The sequence below is a fragment of the Halochromatium sp. NSM3 genome (genome assembly GCF_059621085.1).
Window position 1 is genome coordinate 22,985 of record NZ_JCAQIA010000009.1, and the last position, 23,718, is coordinate 46,702.

General features: G+C 63.3%; 22 protein-coding genes. 20 read left to right on the forward strand and 2 right to left on the reverse strand.

The window, feature by feature from the left end; genetic code table 11:
* Positions 1–6: 6 nt before the first annotated feature.
* The 14 genes from AC54T3_RS05670 (at position 7) to pufA (AC54T3_RS05735) (ending at position 12,090) form a co-directional block, all read left to right on the forward strand.
* Positions 7–1,134 (forward strand): methyltransferase, encoded by a 1,128-nt coding sequence (locus tag AC54T3_RS05670; protein WP_496623084.1) that lies wholly within the window; start codon positions 7–9, stop codon positions 1,132–1,134.
* Positions 1,135–1,268: 134 nt separating this feature from the next.
* Positions 1,269–2,231: a chlorophyll synthesis pathway protein BchC gene (gene bchC, locus AC54T3_RS05675; protein ID WP_496623086.1), complete on the forward strand. Its 963-nt coding sequence runs from the start codon at positions 1,269–1,271 to the stop codon at positions 2,229–2,231.
* A complete protein-coding gene (locus AC54T3_RS05680; protein ID WP_496623088.1) occupies positions 2,224–3,216 on the forward strand; it encodes a chlorophyllide a reductase iron protein subunit X in 993 nt (330 codons plus the stop codon). The genes bchC and AC54T3_RS05680 overlap by 8 nt, the downstream gene beginning before the upstream one ends.
* Before the next feature lie 13 nt (positions 3,217–3,229).
* On the forward strand, positions 3,230–4,852 hold the full coding sequence (gene bchY, locus AC54T3_RS05685; protein ID WP_496623089.1) for a chlorophyllide a reductase subunit Y: 1,623 nt from the start codon (positions 3,230–3,232) through the stop codon (positions 4,850–4,852).
* On the forward strand, positions 4,852–6,321 hold the full coding sequence (gene bchZ / locus AC54T3_RS05690) for a chlorophyllide a reductase subunit Z (RefSeq protein WP_496623091.1): 1,470 nt from the start codon (positions 4,852–4,854) through the stop codon (positions 6,319–6,321). The genes bchY and bchZ overlap by 1 nt, the downstream gene beginning before the upstream one ends.
* 908 nt (positions 6,322–7,229) lie before the next feature.
* A complete protein-coding gene (gene pufB / locus AC54T3_RS05695) occupies positions 7,230–7,373 on the forward strand; it encodes a light-harvesting antenna LH1, beta subunit (RefSeq protein ID WP_496623092.1) in 144 nt (47 codons plus the stop codon).
* 94 nt (positions 7,374–7,467) lie between these two features.
* Positions 7,468–7,662: a light-harvesting antenna LH1, alpha subunit gene (gene pufA / locus AC54T3_RS05700; RefSeq protein WP_496623094.1), complete on the forward strand. Its 195-nt coding sequence runs from the start codon at positions 7,468–7,470 to the stop codon at positions 7,660–7,662.
* A gap of 110 nt (positions 7,663–7,772) precedes the next feature.
* Complete coding sequence (gene pufL / locus AC54T3_RS05705; RefSeq protein WP_496623096.1) at positions 7,773–8,597, forward strand: photosynthetic reaction center subunit L; 825 nt, start codon at positions 7,773–7,775, stop codon at positions 8,595–8,597.
* Between the two features lie 12 nt (positions 8,598–8,609).
* The gene (gene pufM / locus AC54T3_RS05710) at positions 8,610–9,584 is read left to right on the forward strand and encodes a photosynthetic reaction center subunit M (RefSeq protein ID WP_496623098.1); all 975 of its coding nucleotides are present in this window, start codon (positions 8,610–8,612) and stop codon (positions 9,582–9,584) included.
* On the forward strand, positions 9,581–10,981 hold the full coding sequence (gene pufC / locus AC54T3_RS05715; RefSeq protein WP_496623100.1) for a photosynthetic reaction center cytochrome PufC: 1,401 nt from the start codon (positions 9,581–9,583) through the stop codon (positions 10,979–10,981). Before pufM ends, pufC begins: the two co-directional genes overlap by 4 nt.
* Before the next feature lie 87 nt (positions 10,982–11,068).
* Entirely contained in the window at positions 11,069–11,212 is a 144-nt protein-coding gene (pufB, locus tag AC54T3_RS05720) for a light-harvesting antenna LH1, beta subunit (RefSeq protein WP_496623205.1), read from the forward strand.
* 101 nt (positions 11,213–11,313) lie between these two features.
* Entirely contained in the window at positions 11,314–11,505 is a 192-nt protein-coding gene (gene pufA / locus AC54T3_RS05725) for a light-harvesting antenna LH1, alpha subunit (protein ID WP_496623102.1), read from the forward strand.
* A gap of 174 nt (positions 11,506–11,679) precedes the next feature.
* Positions 11,680–11,823 carry a light-harvesting antenna LH1, beta subunit gene (gene pufB / locus AC54T3_RS05730; RefSeq protein ID WP_496623104.1) on the forward strand — a complete coding sequence of 48 codons (144 nt, stop codon included), beginning with the start codon at positions 11,680–11,682 and terminating at the stop codon, positions 11,821–11,823.
* An 87-nt stretch (positions 11,824–11,910) separates the two neighbouring features.
* Positions 11,911–12,090: a light-harvesting antenna LH1, alpha subunit gene (pufA, locus tag AC54T3_RS05735; protein ID WP_496623106.1), complete on the forward strand. Its 180-nt coding sequence runs from the start codon at positions 11,911–11,913 to the stop codon at positions 12,088–12,090.
* 125 nt (positions 12,091–12,215) lie between these two features.
* On the opposite strand, the gene AC54T3_RS05740 is transcribed toward pufA (AC54T3_RS05735), so the two are convergent.
* Positions 12,216–13,031 carry an undecaprenyl-diphosphate phosphatase gene (locus AC54T3_RS05740; RefSeq protein WP_496623107.1) on the reverse strand — a complete coding sequence of 272 codons (816 nt, stop codon included), beginning with the start codon at positions 13,029–13,031 and terminating at the stop codon, positions 12,216–12,218.
* Between the two features lie 65 nt (positions 13,032–13,096).
* Positions 13,097–14,266, reverse strand: a complete 1,170-nt coding sequence (locus AC54T3_RS05745) for an alkaline phosphatase family protein (protein ID WP_496623109.1) — start codon at positions 14,264–14,266, stop codon at positions 13,097–13,099.
* 87 nt (positions 14,267–14,353) lie between these two features.
* On the opposite strand from AC54T3_RS05745, the gene uvrC reads away from it, so the two are divergent.
* From uvrC to hisC, 6 genes are all read left to right on the forward strand, one after another.
* Positions 14,354–16,201, forward strand: a complete 1,848-nt coding sequence (gene uvrC / locus AC54T3_RS05750; RefSeq protein ID WP_496623111.1) for an excinuclease ABC subunit UvrC — start codon at positions 14,354–14,356, stop codon at positions 16,199–16,201.
* Positions 16,202–16,418: 217 nt separating this feature from the next.
* Positions 16,419–19,100: a DNA gyrase subunit A gene (gyrA, locus tag AC54T3_RS05755; RefSeq protein WP_496623113.1), complete on the forward strand. Its 2,682-nt coding sequence runs from the start codon at positions 16,419–16,421 to the stop codon at positions 19,098–19,100.
* 46 nt (positions 19,101–19,146) lie between these two features.
* Positions 19,147–20,226 (forward strand): 3-phosphoserine/phosphohydroxythreonine transaminase, encoded by a 1,080-nt coding sequence (gene serC / locus AC54T3_RS05760; RefSeq protein WP_496623115.1) that lies wholly within the window; start codon positions 19,147–19,149, stop codon positions 20,224–20,226.
* Positions 20,227–20,231: 5 nt separating this feature from the next.
* Positions 20,232–21,413, forward strand: a complete 1,182-nt coding sequence (locus AC54T3_RS05765; RefSeq protein ID WP_496623207.1) for a phosphoglycerate dehydrogenase — start codon at positions 20,232–20,234, stop codon at positions 21,411–21,413.
* Between the two features lie 56 nt (positions 21,414–21,469).
* Positions 21,470–22,555, forward strand: coding sequence for a prephenate dehydratase (gene pheA / locus AC54T3_RS05770; RefSeq protein ID WP_496623117.1), 1,086 nt, complete (start codon positions 21,470–21,472; stop codon positions 22,553–22,555).
* Positions 22,555–23,673 (forward strand): histidinol-phosphate transaminase, encoded by a 1,119-nt coding sequence (gene hisC, locus AC54T3_RS05775; protein ID WP_496623119.1) that lies wholly within the window; start codon positions 22,555–22,557, stop codon positions 23,671–23,673. Before pheA ends, hisC begins: the two co-directional genes overlap by 1 nt.
* Positions 23,674–23,718: the final 45 nt, after the last annotated feature.

A 23,718-nucleotide genomic window follows, 5' to 3' on the forward strand; every position in this document is an offset into this window, starting at 1 on the left:
GCACGCATGGGACTACGCTTCGATTGGCGCGAATGGCGTAATCGCCTGATTGCGCGTCCTGGTTTCCAGCGTTGGGCGGCCGGTTTTCCGCTCACGCGCCCGATCGCGCGGCGCCGGGCGCGCTCGCTCTTCGACATCACCGCAGGTTTCGTCTACTCGCAGATCCTCTATGCCTGTGTCGAACTCGAGCTGGTCGACCAGTTGGCCGAGGGGCCGCTGGCGCTGTCCGCGCTGGCGCCCCGCATGGGGATGACCGAGCCGCAGGCGGATCGGCTCCTGCGCGCGGCGGTGGCACTGGATCTTCTGGAGCGTCGGGGTGCCGATGCCGAGGGCTCGCCGTGCTTCGGTCTGGGTAATCATGGCGCGGCGATGCTTGCTAACCCAGGCATCGCCGCCATGGTCAAGCATCACCAGATGCTCTATCGCGACCTCGAGAACCCGCTGGCGCTACTGCGCGGCGAGAAGGCGCAGACCGAGCTGGGCCGCTATTGGGCCTATGCCAGCTCGCTCGACCCGGCGCAGGAGGCCGATGCCTCGGTGCGCGAATACAGCGAGCTGATGAGCGTGTCCAACGCCTTCGTCGCTGGCGATGTGCTCGATGCCTATTCCTTGCAGGCGCATCGCTGCTTGATGGATGTCGGCGGCGGTCAGGGCAACTTCCTGCTTGCTGTGGCCGAGCGTTGGCCGCATCTCAAGCTTCGACTGTTCGACCTGCCAGCGGTTGCCGAGCGCGCCCAACAGCGCTTTGAAGCACTCGGGCTCGGTGAGCGCGCCGAGGCCGTCGGCGGCGATCTGCTGCGCACGCCCTTACCGCAAGGGGCGGATATCTGCTCGCTGGTGCGGGTGGTGCATGACCACGACGACGACCAGGCGCTGCGGATCCTGCAGGCGGTGCGGGCGTCGCTGGAGCGCGGCGCGACCCTGCTGCTGGCCGAGCCCATGGCCGAGACGCCGGGGGCCGAGCCGATCGGCGATGCTTATTTCGGCCTCTATCTGCTGGCGATGGGCAGTGGCCGACCGCGCCCGCCCCATGAACTCGAGGCGATGCTGCGCGAGGCGGGCTTTGGCGGCATCCAACTGCGCCCAACCCGCCGTCCGATGCAGACCCGTCTCCTGGTCGCGACGGCGGTTTGAGGTGCGCGCTTGCGATACGTCAATCAGAGCCCTGACTGCCAACCTAGGTTGACAGTCAGGGTGTAAATCAGGCTTGACATAGCACCGAGTCAAGCTAGACTGACACTATAACTTTATAGACTGTAACGCACACCGTGAACGCCTCGTCCGAACTCTCTACCTTAGCCGTCGTCCTCGATGAACCACGGCAGCTCGCAGTCAGACGCGTCGCGCTGACCCCGGCGGGCGAGGCCGATTGCGTGGTCGAGATCGACTACAGCGGCATCAGTACCGGCACCGAGCGGTTGCTGTGGACCGGGCGCATGCCGGTGTTTCCCGGCATGGGCTACCCGCTGGTGCCGGGTTATGAGTCGGTTGGACGTGTCACACAGGCCGGCGTCGACAGCGGTCGCAGCGAGGGCGAACTCGTGTTCGTGCCCGGCGCGCGCTGCTATAGCGACGTCAACGGCCTGTTCGGCGGCGCCGCAGCCCGGGTCGTGGTGCCCGGTGCGCGGTTGCTGCCGATCCCCGCTACGCTGGGCGAGCAGGGCGTGTTGATGGCGCTTGCCGCCACCGCCCATCATGCCATCGCCGGCGAGGGCAAGACCTGCCCGGATCTGATCGTCGGCCATGGTGTCCTCGGTCGGCTGCTGGCGCGGGTCGCGCTTGCGCTCGGGGCGCCGCCGCCGGTGGTCTGGGAGACCAACCCGACACGCGCGAGCGGTGCGGCGGGTTACGCTGTGATCGATCCCCAAACCGACGAGCGGCTCGACTATGCGGTGATCTGCGATGTCAGCGGCGACAGCGCGCTGCTCGATACGCTCATCGGTCGGCTGGCACGCGGTGGCGAGATTGTGCTCGCTGGGTTCTACGAGGCGCCGCTCTCGTTCGACTTCCCGCCCGCCTTCATGCGCGAGTTGCGCTTGCGCGTCGCAGCCGAGTTCCGCGATGCCGATTTGAGCGCCGTGCGCACGCTGATCGAAACCGGCACGCTGTCGCTTGATGGCTTGATTACCCATCGCTATGACGCCGCCGAGGCCGCTGCTGCCTACGAGACGGCCTTCGATGATCCCACCTGCCTGAAGATGGTTCTCGATTGGAGAGGAATGCATGGCTAACGCCCCCGCCACAGCTGGCGCTGTGAACATCGGTCTGCCCGAGCAGCCCGCCGCCTTGTCGAGCGCGGCGCCCGCGATCAAGCAGACCCAGATCATCGCGATCTATGGTAAGGGTGGTATCGGCAAGAGCTTCACCCTCGCCAATCTCTCCTACATGCTCGCGCAGCAGGGCAAGAAGGTGCTGCTGATCGGCTGTGATCCGAAGAGCGATACCACCACGCTGCTGTTCGGTGGCAAGGCCTGCCCCACCATCATCGAGACCTCGTCGAAGAAGAAGGCCGCTGGCGAGGAGGTCGCCATCGGCGACGTCTGCTTCAAGCGCGATGGGGTGTTCGCGATGGAGCTGGGCGGCCCCGAGGTTGGCCGCGGCTGCGGTGGGCGTGGGATCATTCACGGCTTCGAGATCCTCGAGGGGCTCGGTTTCCACGAATGGGACTTCGACTACGTCTTGCTCGATTTCCTTGGCGATGTGGTCTGCGGTGGCTTCGGTCTGCCGATCGCGCGCGATATGTGCCAGAAGGTCATCGTCGTCGGCTCCAACGATCTGCAATCGCTCTACGTCGCCAACAACGTCTGCTCTGCGGTCGAATATTTTCGTGGGCTCGGCGGTAACGTCGGCGTCGCCGGCATCGTCATCAACAAGGATGACGGCACTGGCGAGGCCCAGGCCTGGGCGCAGAAGGCCGGGATTCCGGTCTTGGCCTCGATCCCGGCGGATGACGACATCCGTCGCAAGAGCGCGGCTTATCAGATCGTGGGCGTGCCTGGTGGGACCTGGGCGCCGCTGTTCGAGGAGTTGGGCGTGAATGCGGCCGAAGCGCCGCCATTGCGCGCCAAACCGCTCACTCAAGATGAACTGCTCAACCTGTTCGCCAGCGATGCCGTGGGGCGCGATGTCGTGCTCGAGCCCGCGACCATCGAGGATATGTGCAATGCGGCGAACCTCAATAAGCCGTCCCTCGAAGTGGTCTACGACGAGGCCTGAGATAGCGACTCCGATGCAATCAGTGCACCAGCAAGCAACTCCGTTCTCGATGGCGGGCAGCGAAGGCGACGCGCGAGAGAGCGGGTCAGGCACGCGCTCTCCGGAACAAACTTCGATCTCGGTGCCGAGCGACGACGCAGCGCTCGGCGACGAGGGTCACGGCTGCCACGCGGGCAGCGATGAACTGCGCCGAGCCGCAGAAGCGGCGGGTAAGAGCGAAGTGCTCGAGCGCTTGGCGACCGACTATCCCACCGGACCCCATGATCAGCCCCAAACCATGTGTCCGGCCTTTGGGTCTCTTCGCGTCGGTCTGCGTATGCGTCGCACCGCCTCCGTCCTCTGCGGCTCGGCCTGCTGTGTTTATGGGCTGAGCTTCACCTCGCACTTCTATGGTGCGCGGCGCAGCGTCGGCTATGTCCCCTTCGATTCCGAGACGCTGGTCACCGGCAAGCTGTTCGAGGATGTGCGTGAGGCCGTCCAGCAGCTCTCTGATCCGGACAAGTACGATGCCGTTGTGGTGATGAACCTGTGCGTGCCGACCGCCTCCGGCGTGCCGCTGCGCTTGCTGCCGAAGGCGCAGAATGGCGTGCGCATCATCGGCATCGACGTCCCAGGGTTCGGGGTACCGACCCATGCTGAGGCCAAGGATGTGTTGGCCAGCGCCATGTTGCGCTATGCGCGCGGCGAGGCGGAGCAGGGTCCGGTGCAGGCGCCGCGCGGTGGGCGCAGCGAGCAGCCGACGGTGACGCTGCTCGGCGAGATGTTCCCAGCCGATCCAGTCGGCATCGGCGCCATGCTCGCGCCGCTGGGGCTGGCCACCGGGCCAGTGGTGCCGACGCGCGAGTGGCGGGAACTCTATGCCGCGCTAGACTGCGCCGCCGTCGCCGCCATCCATCCTTATTACACCGCGTCGATCCGCGAGTTCCAGCAGGCCGGGCGCGCTGTGGTCGGCTCGGCGCCGGTGGGCTACGATGGCACCGCCGCCTGGCTCGAGGCGATCGGCAGGGCCTGCAACGTCGCCGAGGAGCGGATCGCCACAGCCAAGAATACCTTCCTGCCCGCGATCCAAGGGGCCATGGCGAAGGCGCCGATCGATGGCACCATTATCGTCTCCGGCTACGAGGGCTCGGAGCTGCTGGTCGCGCGCCTGCTGATCGAGAGCGGCGCCCGCGTGCCCTATGTCGGCACCGCCACACCACGCACACCCTGGTCCGAGGCCGACCGCGACTGGCTCGAGGCCAAGGGCGTCGTGGTCCAATTCCGCGCCACGCTGGAGCAGGACAAGGCGGCGGTCGACGCGGTGAAGCCGGATCTGGCCATCGGCACCACGCCGGTCGTGCAACATGCGAAGGAGCAGTCGATTCCGGCGCTCTATTTCACCAATCTGATATCGGCGCGACCGCTGATGGGGCCGGCCGGGGCCGGCTCCCTGGCGCAGGTGGTCAATGCCGCGCTCGCCAACCAGGCGCGTTTCGACCGGATGACGGCCTTCTTCGCCGGAGTTGGCGAGGGCGACGCCGCCGGGGTCTGGGATCAGCAGCCGACCCCTCGACCGAGCCCAACAGTGAACAAACCAGCGAACAAGCCAGGTAACAAGCCCGCGCGTAAGATGGCCCGCTCGGGAGGCCAGGGCTGATGCTGATTCAGGATCTCGATCGCGCGGGCGGCTATTGGGGCTCGGTCTATGTGTTCACGGCAGTCAAGGGCCTGTCGGTGATCATCGACGGGCCGGTCGGCTGTGAAAACCTGCCGGTCACTGCGGTGTTGCATTACACCGATGCGCTTCCGCCGCATGAACTGCCGGTGGTGGTCACGGGGCTCGGCGAGCAGGAGCTGGGGCAGGATGGCACCGAGAACGCGATGCGTCGTGCCTTCTCGACCCTTGATCCCGAGCAACCGGCGGTGGTCGTCACTGGCAGCATTGCCGAGATGATCGGCGGGGGCGTGACCCCCTCCGGCACGCCGATCCAGCGCTTCCTGCCGCGCACCATCGACGAGGATCAGTGGCAGAGCGCCGATCGCGCGATCGTCTGGCTGTGGAATCAGTATGGCGCCGCCGGCGCGAAGCGGCGGGCCAAGACGGCGAAGGCGAAGGCGCGCAAGGAGGGGGACAAGCCGCTGGTCAATCTCATCGGCCCGATCTACGGGATGTTCAACACCTGGTCGGATCTCGCCGAGATCCGTCGGCTGATCGAGGGTATCGGTGCCGAGGTCAATCTGACCTTCCCGCTCGGTACCCACCTCGACGATGTGCCGCGCTTGGCCGATGCCAAGGTGAATGTCTGCCTCTACCGTGAGTTTGGCCGCAAGCTGTGCGAGGCGCTCGAGAAGCCCTATCTGCAGGCGCCGATCGGATTGCACAGCACGACGAACTTCCTGCGTGCGCTTGGCGAATTGCTTGGGCTGGACCCGGAGCCCTTCATCGAGCGCGAGAAGCACACCACGATCAAGCCGATCTGGGATCTGTGGCGCTCGGTGACGCAGGATTTCTTTGGCACCGCCAGCTTCGGCATCGCCGCGACCGAGACCTATACCCGTGGTGTGCGCCATTTCCTCGAGGATGAGATGGGCTTGCCCTGCAACTTCGCCGTCCCGCGTCGACCGGGGAAGAAGCCGGACAACGATGCGGTGCGCGAGGCCGTGCACACGAAGACGCCGCTGATCCTGTTCGGTGGCTACAACGAGCGCATGTACCTGGCCGAGATTGGCGGACGCGCGGCGTTTATTCCGGCCTCGCTGCCTGGGACTATTATTCGGCGCCACACCGGCACGCCGTTCATGGGCTATTCGGGGGCGACCTATCTGATCCAAGAGGTCTGTAACGCGCTCTTCGACGCGCTGTTCAATATCCTGCCGCTCGGCACCGACCTCGATCAGGTCGAGGCAACCCCCTCGCGAATGCACCGGGAGTTGCCTTGGGACACGGACGCGCAACGCTTGCTCGAGGAGATCCTCGAGACAACCCCGATCCTGACCCGCATCTCCGCCGCCAAGCGGTTGCGCGACGCAGCCGAGCGCGCGGCGCGGATGGCTGGCGAGGATCAGGTCACGGCCGCAACCTTGCGCGAGACCCAGGCACAGCTCGCGCGTGGGCGATCTGCCTGATTTTACGCTTCATGCTCCCTCCCTTCCGACTGCCATGAAATCGGACATTGGCCCCGATCCCGAGGGCCGATTGAACCGATAGAGAATGTGCGCCCTCTAGCCCGCTGCATGTTACGGCTGCGGGTTGATCCGTCTCTCCTAGTCATCGCCCCTTGCTGGCGCTATCCGTCTATCCGCTAGCGCAACGGGCCGTCGTCGACACGGCTGACGCGCGCGTTCAGCGGCAGCGAACCCGTTGTCCGGTGCGGGCTCGTTTCCGGGTCGCGACCCTGTGCTCTCATCCTGCCTCTTGCCTATTCGTCTGGGCTCCGGCGCGTGCTCCGCGCGTCCTTTGCGTTGTCGTTGCGGTGCTTGATGACCCGCTCTAGGCCACCTCCGCAGCTTCATCCTGCGATAAGTCAATCAAAACACAGACTGCCAACCTGCGTTGACAGTCCGTGTGTAAATGAGCCTTGACATTAGGTGTGGTCAGGCTAAACTGACACTTAATCGTTGGGCGCCTTCAGCAGCAGGCACGAAGCCGCCCCCACACAGCGGATGAGCGAAGACCAAACGCACCTCAAATCGTGATCACCTCGCCTGACATGTCCACCTTCACGCTCGTCCTCGACCAGCTGCGGCCGTTATCGGTCACGCGCCTTGCGTTGACATCGGGTAGCGGAACGGATGGCGCCGCGCGGATCATCAGTGGTTTCGCTTGGCTAGGTCGCTTATTGCCTAGTCCAGACTTTTTTTCGGGCTTGCGCGACACCGGGCGAATGCTTCCTGTCGTGAAAGCCAAGTCAGTATCCGCGTTAAGCGGATGTCCAAAAGCGCTGCGGCACACGCAGTCACGGCGCTTCCTGGTGACGCATATATCATGCGCCAATGGCCAAATGGCCTAATTAGCTGAACCGGAGGGTAACCCCATGGCAGACAACAAGAGTTTGACTGGTTTGACGGAAGAAGAGGCTCAAGAGTTTCACGGCATTTTCATGTCTAGCATGATCGCCTTTTTCGGCCTCGTCGTGTTTGCACATGTCCTGGCATGGCTCTACCGCCCCTGGCTCTAAGCCGGCGTTGTCAGGTTAATGCTTCGTTTGGATCATGCGGCGATATCGCTTCCCTTGATCCACACCTTCTACCCGAATATTGGAGAAATGAGAAATGAACGAGAAACTCTACAAAATCTGGCTGTTAGTCAATCCAGTGACCGCGCTGTACGCACTTATGGTGTTCTTGACCTTTCTTGGCCTGGCGATCCACATGATCGTGCTCAGCACCGAGCTCAACTGGCTCGACGATGGTATTCCTCCTATTGAAGGCGCGAAGACTGCTCAGGTCGTCCCGCAGCAGCAGTAAAAGGGCCTATCGGATGACGGCAGCGCGGGTGCCAGCATGGCACCGCCTGCCGTTGATCTTGCTACGAGGAGGGCGTTTTCGCACGACCTCCCCAGCAGAGGAAATCTTCAATGGCCATGCTGAGTTTCGAGAAAAAATACCGCGTACGCGGCGGTAACTTGCTCGGGGGGGACACGTTCGACTTTTGGGTGGGGCCGTTTTATGTCGGCTTCTTCGGAGTTTCGGCGGTCTTCTTCGCGACTTTAGGTACACTGCTAATCGTCTGGGGCGCGGCCATCGGCCCGACCTGGAACCTTTGGCAAATCTCTATTGCCCCGCCAGATCTGAGCTATGGGCTCACGATGGCGCCACTCACGGAAGGTGGCTTGTGGCAATTCATCACCATCTGTGCGATTGGCGCCTTTGTTTCCTGGGCGCTGCGTCAAGTTGAAATTGCTCGCAAGCTGGGTATGGGGCTGCATGTCCCGATCGCCTTCAGCTTTGCGATCCTTGCCTACATCACGCTGACTGTGGTTCGGCCGGTGCTGATGGGCGCCTGGGGGCATGGTTTCCCCTACGGTATCTTCAGCCATCTCGACTGGGTGTCGAATGTAGGTTACCAATACCTGCACTTCCACTACAACCCAGCCCACATGTTGGCGATCACGTTCTTCTTCACCAACGCGCTCGCGCTGGGCCTGCACGGTTCGTTGATCCTGTCGATGACGAATCCGCAAAAGGGCGAGCCCGTGAAGACGGGTGAGCATGAGAACTCCTTCTTTCGCGATCTCGTCGGTTACTCCATCGGCGCGCTGGGCATCCACCGTTTGGGTCTGTTCCTTGCGATCAATGCGGCCTTCTGGAGTGCCGTGTGTATCGTGATCAGTGGCCCATTCTGGACGCGTGGCTGGCCAGAGTGGTGGAACTGGTGGCTCGAGTTGCCGTTCTGGTCATAAGAGGACACCAACATGGCTGAGTATCAAAACATCTTTACGCGGGTTCAGGTCCGCGAGCCGGCCTATCCCGGCGTCGACCTGCCACCCGGCAGTCTCGCGCGGCTCGGTAAGCCGATCTTCAGTTACTGGATTGGTAAGATCGGCGACGCGCAGATCGGTCCTATCTATCTAGGCTTTACCGGCGTGGCATCGCTGATCTTCGGCTTCATCGCCATCGAGATCATCGGCTTCAATATGCTGGCCTCGGTGAACTGGAGCCTGATCGAGTTCTTCAAGAACTTTTTCTGGCTCGCGCTCGAGCCGCCACCGCCGGCCTATGGGCTGAGCATTCCGCCCTTGGGTGATGGTGGCTGGTGGCTGATGGCCGGTTTCTTCCTGACTGTATCGATCCTACTCTGGTGGGTCAGGACGTACCGGCGCGCCATCGACCTTGGCACCGGTACGCATGTGTCTTGGGCCTTTGCTGCGGCCATCTTCTTCTACCTGGTGCTGGGCTTCATTCGCCCGGTGATGATGGGTAGCTGGGGTGAGGCGGTTCCGTTCGGAATCTTCCCGCATCTGGACTGGACAGCGGCGATCTCAATCCGGTACGGCAACTTCTACTACAACCCGTTCCACGCGCTCTCCATTGCCTTCCTCTACGGTTCGGCAGTGCTGTTCGCCATGCACGGTGGCACCATCCTAGGTGTGTCGCGCTACGGTGGCGATCGTGAGATCGACCAGATCACCAGTCGTGGTACTGCGGCCGAGCGTGCAATGCTGTTCTGGCGCTGGACCATGGGCTTCAACGCCACCATGGAATCCATCCATCGCTGGGCTTGGTGGTTCGCGGTCCTGACGGTCATTACCGCAGGTCTCGGCATTCTGCTGACAGGCACGGTGGTCGAGAACTGGTATCTCTGGGGGATGAAGCACGGCATCGTGCCTCCGTATCCGTCCGAATTGACGATCCAGGATCCGGCCCTGCTGCAGGGGGTATCGCAATGAAGTTCCTAAACCGTAAGACGGTGATCCTCGCGGCCTTAGGCGCTTCGGCGATCCTGGCCGGATGCGAGGCTCCACCGCCCGAAAGCATCCAAAACGGCTACCGTGGTCTGGGCATGCAGACGGTATACAATCCTAAGCTGCTGGAGCGCTCGCTTGAGGCCAATGTGCCACCAGATCCGATCCCGGCGGCAGCCGAGGGTGGACCGATGGCGAAAGACGTCTACAAAAACGTCCAGGTCCTCGGTGATCTCACGGTCAATGAGTTCAACCGCTTGATGGTTGCACTGACCAATTGGGTCTCCCCCGAGGAAGGCTGCTACTACTGCCACGTCAATGACGGCGGGTTCGAGGAAGACGGGATCTACACCAAGATCGCGTCGCGCAAGATGCTGCAGATGACGCAGGACACCAATGCCAATTGGAAAGACCACGTCGCCGACACTGGCGTGACCTGCTACACCTGTCACCGCGGCAATCCGGTGCCGGAGTACGTCTGGACCTCGGATCCAGGTCCGGGGCAGCCTTCGGCCTTAGCGCCGACGGGTCAGAACATCGGCTCGAAGACGGTGGCTTACGCGGCACTTCCTTATGATCCGTTCACGCCTTTCCTACTGCAAGACAATGACATTCGCGTCATTGGCGAGACCGCGTTGCCGCAAGGGAATCGGCGCTCGATCAAGCAGGCGGAATGGACCTATGGCTTGATGATGCACATGTCCGATGCCCTGGGCGTCAACTGCACCTATTGCCATAACACACGTTCGTTCTACGCTTGGGATCAGAGTACGCCTCAGCGGACCACCGCTTGGTACGCCCTCCGTCACGTCAGAGCGCTGAACAACGATTGGGTCGTGCCACTCTCCGATGTCTTGCCGGAATCACGGAAAGGCCCCTTGGGTGACGTCTATAAGGTGTACTGCACCACCTGCCATCAGGGCGCCTATAAGCCGCTCTATGGTGCGCCGATGGTGAAGGACTATCCCTCGCTGCAGGGGCCAGTGCCCGAAGGTGGACTAGCCGCCGCCAAGGCTGCCGAAGAGCCTGCGGAAGCAGAAGCCGCACCGGCTGAGGAAGCAACCGAAGAAGCCGCACCAGCGGAAGCTGCACCGGCTGAGGAAGTAACCGAGGAAGCTGCACCGGCTGAGGAAGCTACGCCAGCAGAAGCCGCACCAGCAGAAGCTGCACCGGCTGAAGAAGCCGCGCCAGCGGAAGAAGCAGCGGCGACCGATGAGCAAGCAGCGGCGGACACATCGGCACCCACGGCTGAGGCTCAGGCCGAAGCCACGACGGAGCCGCAGCCACAACAGCAACCGCCGCAGCTGCAGTATCCACCGCCGTCGATGATGCGCTATCCGCCGGCCCCACTGCAGTATCCGCCGGCACCACAGACTCGGTAGGACTATCCAGGGTGATGGATCACCCCGCCCAGTTGGGCGGAACCAATGACCGACAGTTTCAACCTGAACAACACAGAGGTGATTTCCATGGCTGACAATAAAAGCCTGACCGGCATGACCGAAGAGGAAGCCCAAGAGTTCCACGGTATCTTCATGTCCAGCATGACCGCTTTTTTCGGTCTCGTCGTGTTCGCGCATGTGCTGGCATGGCTCTACCGCCCTTGGCTCTAAGCGGCCAATTGGGGCTTAGAGCCCTAATGCGAACGAATGGGTGATGGATATTCGAGCAGCATGCTGCTCACCTCACCCGACCTTTCTAGAGGAGAGACCTGATGTATCGTATTTGGCAGCTTTTCGATCCACGCCGTACGCTAGTCGCCTTGTTTGCTTTTCTGACTGCGCTGGGCTTTTTGATTCACTTCGTCGTGTTGGCGTCTCCGGATACCAACTGGCTTGCAAGCAAAGCCATTCAGGCACCTGCAACGAACATGTCGGCGATGCCGCCGGCTCGGACGATGAACTGAAGAGACGTGATCGATGACAGCCATTGATGAGCTGTTATCGAAGCACCGACTACCGGTGCGTGCCGACATCGAGTGAAACGCTTGGTGCGGTAAGCCCGAATGGGGCAACCCCGCCGCGGGGGTGTACGCGGTCAAAGGCCGAGAGGCCCTTTTAGAAAACCGGAGGTTAAATCCATGGCTGACACTAAAAGTCTGACCGGCCTGACCGAAGAAGAGGCCCAAGAGTTCCACGGTATCTTCATGTCCAGCATGACCGCCTTTTTTGGTCTTGTCGTGTTCGCGCATGTGCTGGCTTGGCTCTACCGTCCTTGGCTGTAAAGGCTGAAGCGCGCGTGACCCTGACATTGCGAGCACCATTTTACTTGGTGCTCGCACTTACAGATTAAAGAAGAGAGGAATCTCAATATGCATAAGCTCTGGCAAATGATCGATCCGCGTGGTGTTCTTGTGGCAATCGCCGTGTTCTTGTTCGTTCTCGGGCTGTTGATCCACTTTATCCTGCTCAGCAGTGTGGACTTCAACTGGCTCGGCGACGGCATCCCGCCCGTCGCTCAGATCGCTTCCCAGCAGATCGGCCTCGTTTAACGGTTGAGGCAACTATCTCGGGATGGAGCCCTGGGTCACGCGTCATCGCGGGTGACCTAGGGCGGCGCGAAAAGCAGCTATTAGCTGCTTTTTTTATGCGTGAATCAGGATGATCGCGAGTCCTCTTAAAACAAGACGATCCAATAGATCAGCAGTCCCAGGACGAGCCGATAGAGGACGAAGGGCAGCATGCTCATACGCTCGATGAAGCGCAGGAAGACATGGATGGTCAGATAGGCGACGATGAACGAGAGCAAGGCGCCCAGCCACAGCTCACCCCAGGCCACCGGCTCAGGAGACGCCATGAGATCGTTGGTCTCCATGAGGCCCGCGATCAGGATGGTCGGGATCGACAGCAAGAAAGAGAAGCGTGAGGCGGCCTTGCGTGTCAGTCCGAGGAAGAGTCCAGCAGTCATGGTGATGCCGGAGCGCGAGGTGCCAGGGATGATCGCGATGGCCTGGAAGAGCCCGATCAGCAGCGCGGTTCCCCAGCCTAGGCTGTACTCGTCGCGCTCGCGCGTGCCCAGCTGATCGGCGAGCCAGAGCAGGAGCCCGAAGCCGACCGTGGTGCTGGCGATCACCAACGCCACCAGCCGGGTGTCATCGCGGATGAATTCGAGCAGGGACTTGAGTGGAAAGCCCAAGACCAAGATCGGCAAGGTTGCAAGCAGGATCATCCATCCCAGGTGTGCATTGGGATCATCGAGCGAGCGGTGGCGAATCGAGCCTCCGACAGCGAGCGCCATGTTCAGCAATTCAAGCCGGAAATAGAGCAACACTGCCGCGAGCGTGCCAAGGTGGACGGCGACATCGAAGGCCAGGCTTTGCAGCGCATAGCCGAGCAGGCTCGGCGTCAGGATCAGATGGGCCGAACTCGAGATGGGTAGGAATTCGGTGAAGCCCTGCACGGAGGCGAGCAGAAGGATCTGGACGGGGTCCATTCAGCGGGTTCCTCAACAGCGGCCAATGAAGCTGGCTAGGGGCGCGCGAGTATAAGCCTGTTAGGTTACAACTCGAAGCAGCACAGCGGCACCATCAGCTCGGCTGAACTCAGGCCACCGTGCACGCCGATCTGCTTGAACGGCTGATCGCAGAGCAGTTGTTGGTGCAGGGCGGCCCGATCGCGCGCGAGCAGACAGTAATCGCCGATCCGCTCATGCAGCCGGGGATGGGGCGGGCCATGCCCGAAGAGGCCGCGTTCGATGAGCGTGCTACTGTGCAACAGCTCGAAATCCACGCCAAGCTGATCGACGCAAAGGCGCTCGAAGCGTTTGGTCTGATCTGGGCGGATGTAGCAATAGGCCGCGCGCGGCTCGCCACAGAGCGGGATGCGCAGACAGTCGGCGAGTTCGGGTAGGTTGCCAAGCTCGAGCAGTTGGCCCGGCTGGACATCCAACTGGCCATGATCGGCGCAGAGCAACAGCAGGCTGTCGCTGCCCGCGAGGCACTGCCGCAACCAGCCGAGCGCCTGCTCGATCGCATCAAGATGAGCCAGTGCCTCGGGACTCTCGATCCCGTGTTCATGGCCGATCGTATCGAGGCCCGGCCAATATGCGTAGACGGTGGTCGGCTCCCGAGCCCGTTTCAGCGCCTTGGCGACCGCGCGAAACAACCCATCGAGTCCCTCGTAGGGCTGCAGGCTCGCCGGCCCAAGATGGGCTAGGTTGTAGTCCGAGCGCGCGATCTTGCGCGGCGACACCACCACCGATGGCCTGTGCAGGGCGGCGAACAGCGAGCGGTGGCCATAGAGTTGCCGGAGGTCGATACCCGCCTGTTTGTAGCCGCTGCCGCCGTGCCTCGGGGTGCCGGGCAGCACCGCGAGCACGGAGCCGAGTTCTCCCAGCCACATGTGCCAGCCGGTCATGCCGTGCTGTTGCGGCGCGTCGCCGGTGAGGTAGGTGGTGATCGCCGAGGCGGTAGTGGGCGGAAAGACCGAGGTCAGTGCGCCGAGTCGATGTCGCGCTAAGGGGCCGTCCGGCGCGTGCCGTTGTAGCCAATCGTCGCCGAGCCCATCGATGACCAGCAGCACGACATGCCGAGCTTTGGCGATCTCGCTCGCCGGCAGCAGCCTGGCCTCGGGATAGGGTTCGGCATCGGCGGGCTGATGCCCGCGCGCTCGGATCAGCGACTGCATCAGGTTGACGATGCTGCCGCCTTGATAGTCTGGAGAGTGCATCCAATCAGGATACGGGAGCGGTTCGGTGGCGACCAGCCTCGCGCTCCACCGCCGCATCCAATCCTCAGGCATCTAGCACCGCTCGTTATGGCGTCCTTCGATCATCGCACCGCACTGCTGCAGATCCCGACCGAGCCGGGCGTGTACCGCATGCTCGATGCCGATGGTACGCCGCTCTACATCGGCAAGGCCAAGAACCTGAAACGCCGGGTCAGCAGCTACTTTGGGCGCGCGCTCAATCGTCGCCTGCAGCTGATGGTCGCGCGGATCGCCGATATCCAGGTTACGGTGACCCGTACCGAGGGCGAGGCGCTACTGCTCGAGAGCGATCTGATCAAGACCCATCGGCCACGCTTCAATGTGCTGCTGCGCGATGACAAGAGCTATCCGTACATCTATCTCAGCATCCAGGATGCGTTCCCGCGCCTGTCGTTCTATCGCGGTCCGCGCAAGAGCAAGGGGCGCTACTTCGGGCCGTACCCGAGCGCGTGGGCGGTGCGCGAGACGCTGCACCTGCTGCAGAAGCTGTTCCCGGTGCGCCAATGCCGCGACAGCTTCTACCAAAGCCGTACCCGCGCCTGTCTGCAATATCAGATCAAGCGCTGTACCGGCCCCTGTGTCGACTTAATCAGCCCGCAAGACTATGCGGTCGATGTCGCCCACAGCATCAAGTTCCTTGAGGGGCGCACCGGCGAGGTCATCGCCGAGCTTGGCGAGCGCATGGAGCAGGCCGCAGATGCGCTGGAGTTCGAGCGCGCGGCGGTGCTGCGCGATCAGATCACGACCCTGCAGCGGATACAACAGCGCCAGTCCATCAGCGCCGATGGCGGTGACGTCGACATCATCGCTGCGGTCGAGGAGGCCGGCACCGTCTGCGTGCAGGTCTTCTTCATTCGCGCCGGACGCAATCTCGGCAACCGGGCCTTTTTCCCGCAGGTGCCGGCCTATGCCGATCAAGCGGCGGTGCTCGCGGGCTTCCTGGCGCAGTTCTATGTCGACAAGGAGATCCCGCCCGAGGTGCTGCTCAATGCCGAGCCAGACGAGGCCGAGTTCCTGACCACGGCGCTGAGCGAGCGTGCCGGACGGCGCGTGGCGCTCAAGCATCGGCTGCGCGGCGAGCGCGCGCGCTTGGTCGAGATGGCGCTCAAGAATGCCGCCTTCGCGCTGAAGACAAGACTCGGCAGCCGCGCCGGTTATACGCGCCGGCTGGAGGCGCTGCGCGATCTCCTCGACCTCGAGGCTCTGCCGCGCCGCATGGAATGCTTCGATATCAGCCATACCGGGGGTGAGCTGACGGTTGCCTCCTGTGTCGTCTTCGACGACGAGGGGCCGCGCACGTCGGACTATCGCCGCTTCAATATCGAGGGCATCACCCCGGGCGATGACTATGCGGCGCTGGAGCAGGCGCTGTTGCGGCGTTACCGGCGGGTGCGGACTGGCGAAGTCCCGTTGCCGGACCTGCTCTTCATCGACGGCGGCAAGGGCCAGCTGGGCGCGGTCGCCGGTGTGCTCGACGCGCTTGGCATCGACGGGGTCAAGCTGGTTGGCGTGTCCAAGGGGCCGGATCGCAAGGCCGGTGCTGAGCAGCTTTGGCTCGCCGAGGGGGTGGGCGAGGGCCTGGCCAAAGGCGGGGCGCCGATCGTCACCGGTGCCGACTCGCCGGCGCTACACCTGGTGCAACAGATCCGCGATGAGGCGCACCGCTTCGCGATCACCGGTCACCGCCAGCGCCGCGACAAGGCGCGCAAGACCTCGATGCTGGAAGACATCCCCGGCGTCGGTCCTAAGCGCCGGCAAAGCCTGCTGCGGGCCTTCGGCGGATTGCGTGGGCTGGTGCGCGCGGCGCCAGATGAGATTGCCCGCGTCGACGGCATCAGCCAGGCCCTGGCGCAACAGATCCACGATGCGCTGCACGCGCAGCGCGAGCGCGCCTAGCTCTCTCTGTGATACTGACTCCTCTCAGTGCTATAATCACGGGCTTTTATTGATCGCGGCGGAAGACCGCGACGCCGGCCCGCTTGGTCCGGCCGCCCAGGCATCAGTGGCGCCAATCACGGCGATGTCGCGCGCGTTTCCGCGCTTGCCGATACCGCTCGATGGCCCTTCGCCGAGCGCCTTACATCCCCCGTTTCAGGAAGTACACACGAAAGCGATGGCCGACTTCGCCAAAGAGATCCTCCCGGTCAATCTCGAAGACGAGATGCGCCAGTCCTACCTCGATTACGCGATGAGCGTGATCGTCGGCCGCGCGCTGCCGGATGTGCGCGATGGCCTCAAGCCCGTGCATCGGCGCGTGCTGTTCGCGATGAACGTGCTCGGTAACGACTGGAACAAGCCGTACAAGAAGTCGGCGCGCGTGGTCGGTGATGTCATCGGTAAATACCATCCGCATGGTGACACCGCCGTCTACGACACCATCGTGCGGATGGCGCAACCGTTTTCGATGCGCTACATGCTGATCGACGGCCAGGGCAACTTCGGCTCGGTCGACGGCGACTCCCCGGCTGCGATGCGGTATACCGAGGTGCGCATGGCGCGCATTGCGCACTCGCTGCTCGATGATCTCGACAAGGAGACAGTCGACTTCATCCCCAACTACGACGAGTCCGAGCAGGAGCCGACGGTCCTGCCGGCGCGCTTCCCGAACTTGCTGGTCAACGGTTCCTCCGGCATCGCGGTCGGCATGGCGACCAATATCCCGCCGCACAATCTCGGCGAGATCATCGACGCCTGTCTGGCGATCATCGAAGATCCCCTGGTCGAGATCGAGCGCTTGATGGAAATCGTGCCCGGCCCGGACTTCCCGACCGCCGCCAGCATCAACGGCATTCGCGGTATCCGCGAGGCCTATCGCACTGGCCGTGGTCGCATCCGGTTGCGCGCGCGCACCCATCAGGAGACCGAGTCGCGCAGCAAGCGCGAGGCGATCGTCATCACCGAGCTGCCGTATCAGGTGAATAAGGCTCGCATGCTCGAGAAGATGGCCGAGCTGGTGCGCGAGAAGAAGCTCGAGGGTATCGCCGAGCTGCGCGACGAGTCGGACAAGGACGGCATGCGCGTGGTGATCGAGATCAAGCGCGATCATTACCCCGATGTGGTGCTGAATAACCTCTATCAGCACACCAACATGCAGACCGTGTTCGGCATCAACATGGTCGCCTTGGTCGACGGTCAGCCGCGCACCTTGAATCTCAAGCAGATGCTTGAGTACTTCCTGCGCCATCGCCGCGATGTCGTCACCCGTCGCACCATCTATGAGCTGCGCAAGGCGCGCGACCGTGCCCATCTGCTGGAAGGCTACACGGTCGCGCTCGCCAACATTGATGAGGTCATCGCGCTGATCAAGGCCTCGGCCAGCCCAGCTGATGCCCGCGAAGGGCTGATGGCGCGCGATTGGGCCGCTGGCGAGGTGGCCGGGATGCTCGAGCGCGCCGGCGCCGATGAGACCCGTCCGGATGACCTCGACGCGGGGTTTGGCCTGCGCGACGATGGTCTGTATCGACTCAGCGAGCGTCAGGCGCGGGCGATCCTCGACCTGCAGTTGCAGCGCCTGACCGGGCTCGAGCAAGACAAGATCATCAAAGAGTTCGAGGCCATCCTCGAGACCATCGCCGAGCTGCTGGCGATCCTGCGTGATCCGGATCGGCTGATGCAGGTGATCCGCGAGGAGCTGACCGCGATTCGCGATCAATACGCCGATCAGCGGCGCACCGAGATCACCGAGGATCAGGCCGATATCTCGCTGTTGGACCTGATTGCGCCGGAAGACGTGGTGGTGACGCTCTCGCATGCCGGCTATGTGAAGGCACAGCCGATCGCCGAGTATCAGGCCCAGCGCCGTGGCGGCAAGGGTCGCAGCGCCTCGAACCTGAAGGACGAGGACTTCATCGACCGGCTCTTCGTTGCCAACTCGCACGACACCGTGCTCTGTTTCTCGAGTCACGGTAAGGTCTATTGGCTCAAGGTCTACGAGCTGCCACAGGCCAGCTATGGCGGGCGCGGACGACCGATCGTCAATCTGCTGCCGCTGGAGAAGGACGAGCGCATCAACGCAACCCTGCCAGTGCCGGAGTACGAGGAGGGTAGCTTCGTCTTCATGGCGACCAGTAAAGGTACGGTCAAGAAGACGCCGTTATCGGACTTTTCGCGTCCGCTGTCACGCGGCATCATTGCGATTGATCTGCACGAGGACGAACATCTGATCGGCGTCGCGGTCACCGATGGCCGTCAAGACATGATGCTGTTCAGCTCTGCCGGTAAGGCCGTGCGCTTCAACGAATCCGAGGTGCGCTCGATGGGTCGCACCGCGCATGGCGTGCGTGGTATCTCGCTCGGCGAGGGCCAGCGCGTGATCTCGCTGCTGGTAGCCGAGCCTGGTACGGTCCTCACGGTCGGCGCCAATGGTCAGGGCAAGCGCACGCCGATCGAGGAGTTCCCGACCAAGGGCCGTGGCACCAAGGGCGTGATCTCGATGCGCATCGGCGAGCGCAATGCCGAGCAGGTCGGCGCGGTGCTGGTGCGGCCCGGCGATGAGATCATGCTGATCACCGAGGCCGGTACCCTGGTGCGCACCGGCGTCGATGATATCTCGATCCTCGGTCGCAACACTTGGGGCGTGAAGCTGATCAATCTCGGCGACAACCAACGCTTGGCCGGCCTCGAGCGCATCATTGCTCTCAATGGCGACGATGACGAGGATGACGCCAGCGGAGATGGCGCTGGAGGAGACGGCTCTGGGGGCGTCGGCCCAGAAGAGACTGGTCTGGATGAGACTAAACCGGGTGACGCTGGCCCGGGTGACGCTGGTTCAGATGGCGGGGACGCCGTCGACTGAAGCGCATCCACATCTAATCGATCCAATCTAGAAAAAGGTATAGCTGATGTCTCGACCCTATAACTTCAGCGCGGGCCCGGCGATGTTGCCGGAGCCGGTGCTCCGTCAAGCCCAGGAAGAGATGCTGGACTGGAACGGGAGTGGGATGTGCGTGGCCGAGATGAGCCACCGCGGCAAGGAGTTCATGAGCATCGCCGAGCAGGCCGAGCGCGATCTGCGCGAGCTGCTGGCGGTGCCAGAGGGCTATCGGGTGCTCTTCCTGCAGGGCGGGGCCTCGAGTCAGTTCGCGATGGTGCCGATGAACCTGTCGGGGCGCACCGGCAAGGCCGATTACCTCAATACCGGGAGCTGGTCGAAGAAGGCCATCGCCGAGGCGCACCGCTTCTGCGCCGTGCACATTGCCGCCAGCACCCAGCCCGAGCGGTTCGTGCGCGCACCGACGCAGGCGGAGCTGGCGCTGTCCGAGGAGGCGGCCTATCTGCACTACACCCCGAACGAGACCATCGAGGGTGTCGAGTTCCCCTATATCCCCGAGACCTCGGCGCCGCTGGTGGCCGATATGTCCTCGACGCTGCTCTCGCGGCCGATCGATGTCGCGCGCTATGGGATGATCTACGCCGGCGCGCAGAAGAATATCGGCCCGGCCGGGCTGACGATCGTGGTCGTTCGCGAGGATCTGCTCGGCGAGCCGCTCAGTGGCACCCCGACCATGTTCGACTATCGTGTCCACGCCGACAGCGGCTCGATGTACAACACACCTCCGACCTATGGCTGGTACCTGGCTGGACTGGTGTTCCAATGGTTGAAGGATCTCGGTGGTCTCGAGGCCATGGGCGAGATCAACCGGCGCAAGGCCGAGAAGCTCTATGCCGCGATCGACGGCTCGAGTTTCTACGCCAACCCGGTCGAGCCGGCGTCGCGCTCCTGGATGAATGTGCCCTTCACATTGGCCAATCCCGAACTCGATGCTGACTTCCTTGCCGGCGCCAAGGACGCCGGCCTGCTCACGCTCAAGGGGCATCGCTCGGTCGGTGGCATGCGCGCGAGCATCTACAATGCGATGCCGGAGGCAGGCGTCGATGCGCTGATCGCGTTCATGGCCGAGTTCGAGCGGACCAAAGGGTGAGCCCAGTGTTCAAGATCCAGACGCTGAACAATATCTCCGTGGCTGGCCTCAATCGGCTGCCGCGTGAACGCTATGAGATCGCCTCTGAACTCAGCAACCCGGATGCGATCCTGGTGCGCTCGGCGAAGATGCACGATCTGCCGGTGCCCGCTCGGCTGAAGGCGGTTGGACGCGCCGGCGCGGGCGTGAACAACATCCCGGTGCCGGCCATGACCGAGCGCGGCATCGCCGTGTTCAACGCCCCGGGCGCCAACGCCAACGCGGTCAAGGAGCTGGTGCTGGCCGGGATGCTGATCGCGGCGCGCAATCTTGCGCAGGGCTGGCAGTTCGCGCGCGAACTCGAGGGCGATGATGCGGCGATCGGTAAGGCCGTGGAGACCGGCAAGAAGCAATTCGCCGGTTTCGAGCTGCCGGGCCGGACCCTGGGCGTGATCGGGCTCGGCGCGATCGGCGTGTTGGTCGCTAATGCCGCGCGGGCGCTCGGCATGAAGGTGATCGGCTATGATCCGAGCATCACCGTGCGCAGTGCCTGGAAGCTGGAGGCCGACGTCGAGCGCGCGTTGTCGATCGACGATCTGGTCTCGCGCTCGGATTTCATCAGCTTCCACGTGCCCTTGACCGACAAGACCCGTCACATGATCAACGCCGAGCGCATCCAGGAGATGCCCGATGGCGCGGTCTTACTGAACTTTTCGCGCGACGGCATCATCGACGACGATGCGGCGGTGACGGCGCTCGACGCCGGCAAGCTCTATGCGTATGTCTGCGACTTCCCGAGCAATCTGCTGAAGGGGCATCCGCGCGTGGTCGTGCTGCCGCATCTCGGTGCGTCGACCCGCGAGGCCGAGGAGAATTGCGCGGTGATGGTGGCCGATCAGGTGCGCGCCTATCTCGAGGATGGCAATATCAGCAATTCGGTGAATTTCCCCGAGATCCATCTGCCGCGCAACGACGGCCATCGGATGGTGGTGGTCAATCGCAATGTGCCCAATATGGTCGGGCAGATCTCGACCGATCTGGCCGAAGGCGGGCTCAATATCATCGATATGCTGAACCGCTCGCGGGATGATCTGGCCGTGACCCTGATCGATATCGACAAGCCTTGTCCCGACGAGATCCTGCAGCGCATCGCCGACATCGATGGCGTGCTCTCGGTGCGTGGCCTGCCTGGATTCACGCCGGCCTGAAGAGGCTGAGCCCGCCGAGCCGAGGTTCCCGCGATGAGTATGCGTTGCCTGTACCCATGACCAGTGACGAACAGCTCCAGCAGGTGCGCGCGCGCATCAACACGATCGATGCCGAGCTGTTGCGGCTGATCTCGGAGCGTGCCGCCTGTGCCCAGGATGTCGCCAAGATCAAGGACGCGCGCGGCGAGTCGGTCAAGTACTATCGGCCCGAGCGCGAGGCCGAGATCCTGCGCCGGATCAAGGCGCGCAACCCGGGGCCGCTCGATGACGAGGAGATCGCGCGGCTATTTCGCGAGATCATGTCCGCCTGCCTGGCGCTCGAGAAACCGCTCAAGGTCGGTTATCTCGGCCCCGAGGGCACCTTCACCCAGGCGGCGGCACTGAAGCATTTCGGTCACTCGGTGCATGCGCAGTCGTTCGGCGCGATCGGCGATATCTTTCGCGAGGTGGAAGCGGATGCCTGCGATTATGGCGTGGTCCCGGTCGAGAACTCGACCGAAGGCGTGGTCAATCACACCTTGGATATGTTCATGCGCTCGCTGCTGCAAATCGCCGGCGAGGTGACCCTGCGTATCCATCATCATCTGTTGTCGAAGGCGGACGAGCTGAGTGCAATCCGGCGCGTCTACTCGCACCAGCAATCGCTCGCGCAATGCCGCAGCTGGCTCGATCGCTATCTACCCAACGCCGAGCGCGTGGCCGTCAGTACCAATGCCGATGCGGCGAAGTTGGCTGCGGCGTCCGAGGAGACCGCAGCGGTGGCGAGCGAGGCGGCCGCCGAACTCTATGCGCTGCGCGTGCTGGCCCAGCGCATCGAGGATGAGCCGGGGAATACCACCCGCTTCCTGGTGATCGGGCCGGAGGATTCGCCGCCAAGCGGCCACGATAAGACCAGCATGCTGCTGTCCTGCCGCAACGAGGCGGGCGGCTTGAATCGGTTGCTGACGCCCTTCGCCAAGCAGGGCATCAGTCTGACCCGGATCGAGTCGCGGCCCTCGCGCCAAGGCGTGTGGGACTATGTCTTCTTTGTCGACGTCTGTGGTCACCGGCAATCGCCGCAGGTCGCGGCGGCCCTGGCTGAACTCAAGGAGGCGGCCAATCTGTGCAAGGTGCTCGGCTCCTATCCCGAGGCGGTGCTTTGATGACTGAACCAACCAACCGCTATCTGGCGCTCGCGGCGCCGCAGATCGGTGGGCTCAAGCCTTATCTGCCCGGTAAGCCGATCTCCGAGCTGGAACGAGAGCTTGGTATTACGGGCTCAGTGAAGTTGGCCTCGAACGAGAATCCCCTCGGCTGTGGCGAGGCGGCGCGTGCGGCCTACCTGGCCGAGGCGGGGGAACTCGGTCGCTACCCGGACGGTGGTGGGTTCGCGCTGCGCGCGGCGATCGCCGCCCATCATGGGCTCGCGGCGGAACAGGTCACGCTCGGCAATGGTTCGAACGATGTGTTGGATCAGATCGCGCGGGTGTTCCTCTATCCAGGACGCGAGTCGCTGTTCTCCGAGCATGCTTTTGCCGTCTATCCGATCGCGACGACCGCCGTGGGCGCGACCCCGTGCGTGGCGCCGGCGCGTGACTATGGGCATGATCTGGAGGCGATGGCGGCGCTGGTGAGCGAGCGCACCGGCGTGGTCTGGATCGCGAACCCGAATAATCCGACCGGTACCTGGCTCGCGGCCGACCCCTTGCGGGCCTTTCTCTCGGCGCTGCCCGAGCAGTGCATCGCGGTGATCGACGAGGCCTATTTCGATTATGTCGAGGAGCCCGAGTATCCGGATACCTCGACCTGGCTCGACCACTTTCCAAACCTGATCGTCACCCGTACCTTTGCCAAGATCCATGGTCTGGCGGCCTTGCGGGTGGGGTATGGGTTGAGCCATCCGGCGCTGGCCGAGTTGCTGAACCGGGTTCGACAGCCGTTTAACGTCAATGCGCCGGCACAGGCGGCGGCCGTTGCGGCCCTGGCCGATCGCGAGCATGTGCGCCGCTCGTTGGCACACAATCGGGCCGAATTGGCGCGCGTCTGCGACGGGCTGCGGGCGCTGGGATTGGCGCTGATCCCGTCGGTGGGCAACTTCGTGACCGTCGATCTCGGCCGTCCCGCTGGGCCGATCGATCAGGCCCTGCTGCGCGAGGGGGTCATCTGTCGTCCGGTGGCCAATTATGGCCTGCCGCAGCATCTGCGCATCAGTATTGGCCTGGCGGCCGAAAACGATCGCCTGCTCAGCGCGCTTGCCGCCGTGCTGAAGCGAACGGGTTAGCCAGGCGGCGAGTGAGATGGGCCAGCATACGGGTCCAGAATAACG

Coding starts and splice junctions, on each gene's coding strand:
- pufM (WP_496623098.1), top strand. CDS start 8,610: ATGGCTGAGTATCAAAACATCTTTACGCGGGTTCAGGTCCGCGAGCCG.
- AC54T3_RS05740 (WP_496623107.1), bottom strand. CDS start 13,031: ATGGACCCCGTCCAGATCCTTCTGCTCGCCTCCGTGCAGGGCTTCACC.
- pufA (WP_496623106.1), top strand. CDS start 11,911: ATGCATAAGCTCTGGCAAATGATCGATCCGCGTGGTGTTCTTGTGGCA.
- uvrC (WP_496623111.1), top strand. CDS start 14,354: ATGGCGTCCTTCGATCATCGCACCGCACTGCTGCAGATCCCGACCGAG.
- AC54T3_RS05745 (WP_496623109.1), bottom strand. CDS start 14,266: ATGCACTCTCCAGACTATCAAGGCGGCAGCATCGTCAACCTGATGCAG.
- pheA (WP_496623117.1), top strand. CDS start 21,470: ATGACCAGTGACGAACAGCTCCAGCAGGTGCGCGCGCGCATCAACACG.
- bchY (WP_496623089.1), top strand. CDS start 3,230: ATGCAATCAGTGCACCAGCAAGCAACTCCGTTCTCGATGGCGGGCAGC.
- pufB (WP_496623104.1), top strand. CDS start 11,680: ATGGCTGACACTAAAAGTCTGACCGGCCTGACCGAAGAAGAGGCCCAA.
- AC54T3_RS05680 (WP_496623088.1), top strand. CDS start 2,224: ATGGCTAACGCCCCCGCCACAGCTGGCGCTGTGAACATCGGTCTGCCC.
- AC54T3_RS05670 (WP_496623084.1), top strand. CDS start 7: ATGGGACTACGCTTCGATTGGCGCGAATGGCGTAATCGCCTGATTGCG.
- pufA (WP_496623094.1), top strand. CDS start 7,468: ATGAACGAGAAACTCTACAAAATCTGGCTGTTAGTCAATCCAGTGACC.
- serC (WP_496623115.1), top strand. CDS start 19,147: ATGTCTCGACCCTATAACTTCAGCGCGGGCCCGGCGATGTTGCCGGAG.
- pufB (WP_496623205.1), top strand. CDS start 11,069: ATGGCTGACAATAAAAGCCTGACCGGCATGACCGAAGAGGAAGCCCAA.
- pufC (WP_496623100.1), top strand. CDS start 9,581: ATGAAGTTCCTAAACCGTAAGACGGTGATCCTCGCGGCCTTAGGCGCT.
- pufA (WP_496623102.1), top strand. CDS start 11,314: ATGTATCGTATTTGGCAGCTTTTCGATCCACGCCGTACGCTAGTCGCC.
- pufB (WP_496623092.1), top strand. CDS start 7,230: ATGGCAGACAACAAGAGTTTGACTGGTTTGACGGAAGAAGAGGCTCAA.
- gyrA (WP_496623113.1), top strand. CDS start 16,419: ATGGCCGACTTCGCCAAAGAGATCCTCCCGGTCAATCTCGAAGACGAG.
- hisC (WP_496623119.1), top strand. CDS start 22,555: ATGACTGAACCAACCAACCGCTATCTGGCGCTCGCGGCGCCGCAGATC.
- pufL (WP_496623096.1), top strand. CDS start 7,773: ATGGCCATGCTGAGTTTCGAGAAAAAATACCGCGTACGCGGCGGTAAC.
- bchZ (WP_496623091.1), top strand. CDS start 4,852: ATGCTGATTCAGGATCTCGATCGCGCGGGCGGCTATTGGGGCTCGGTC.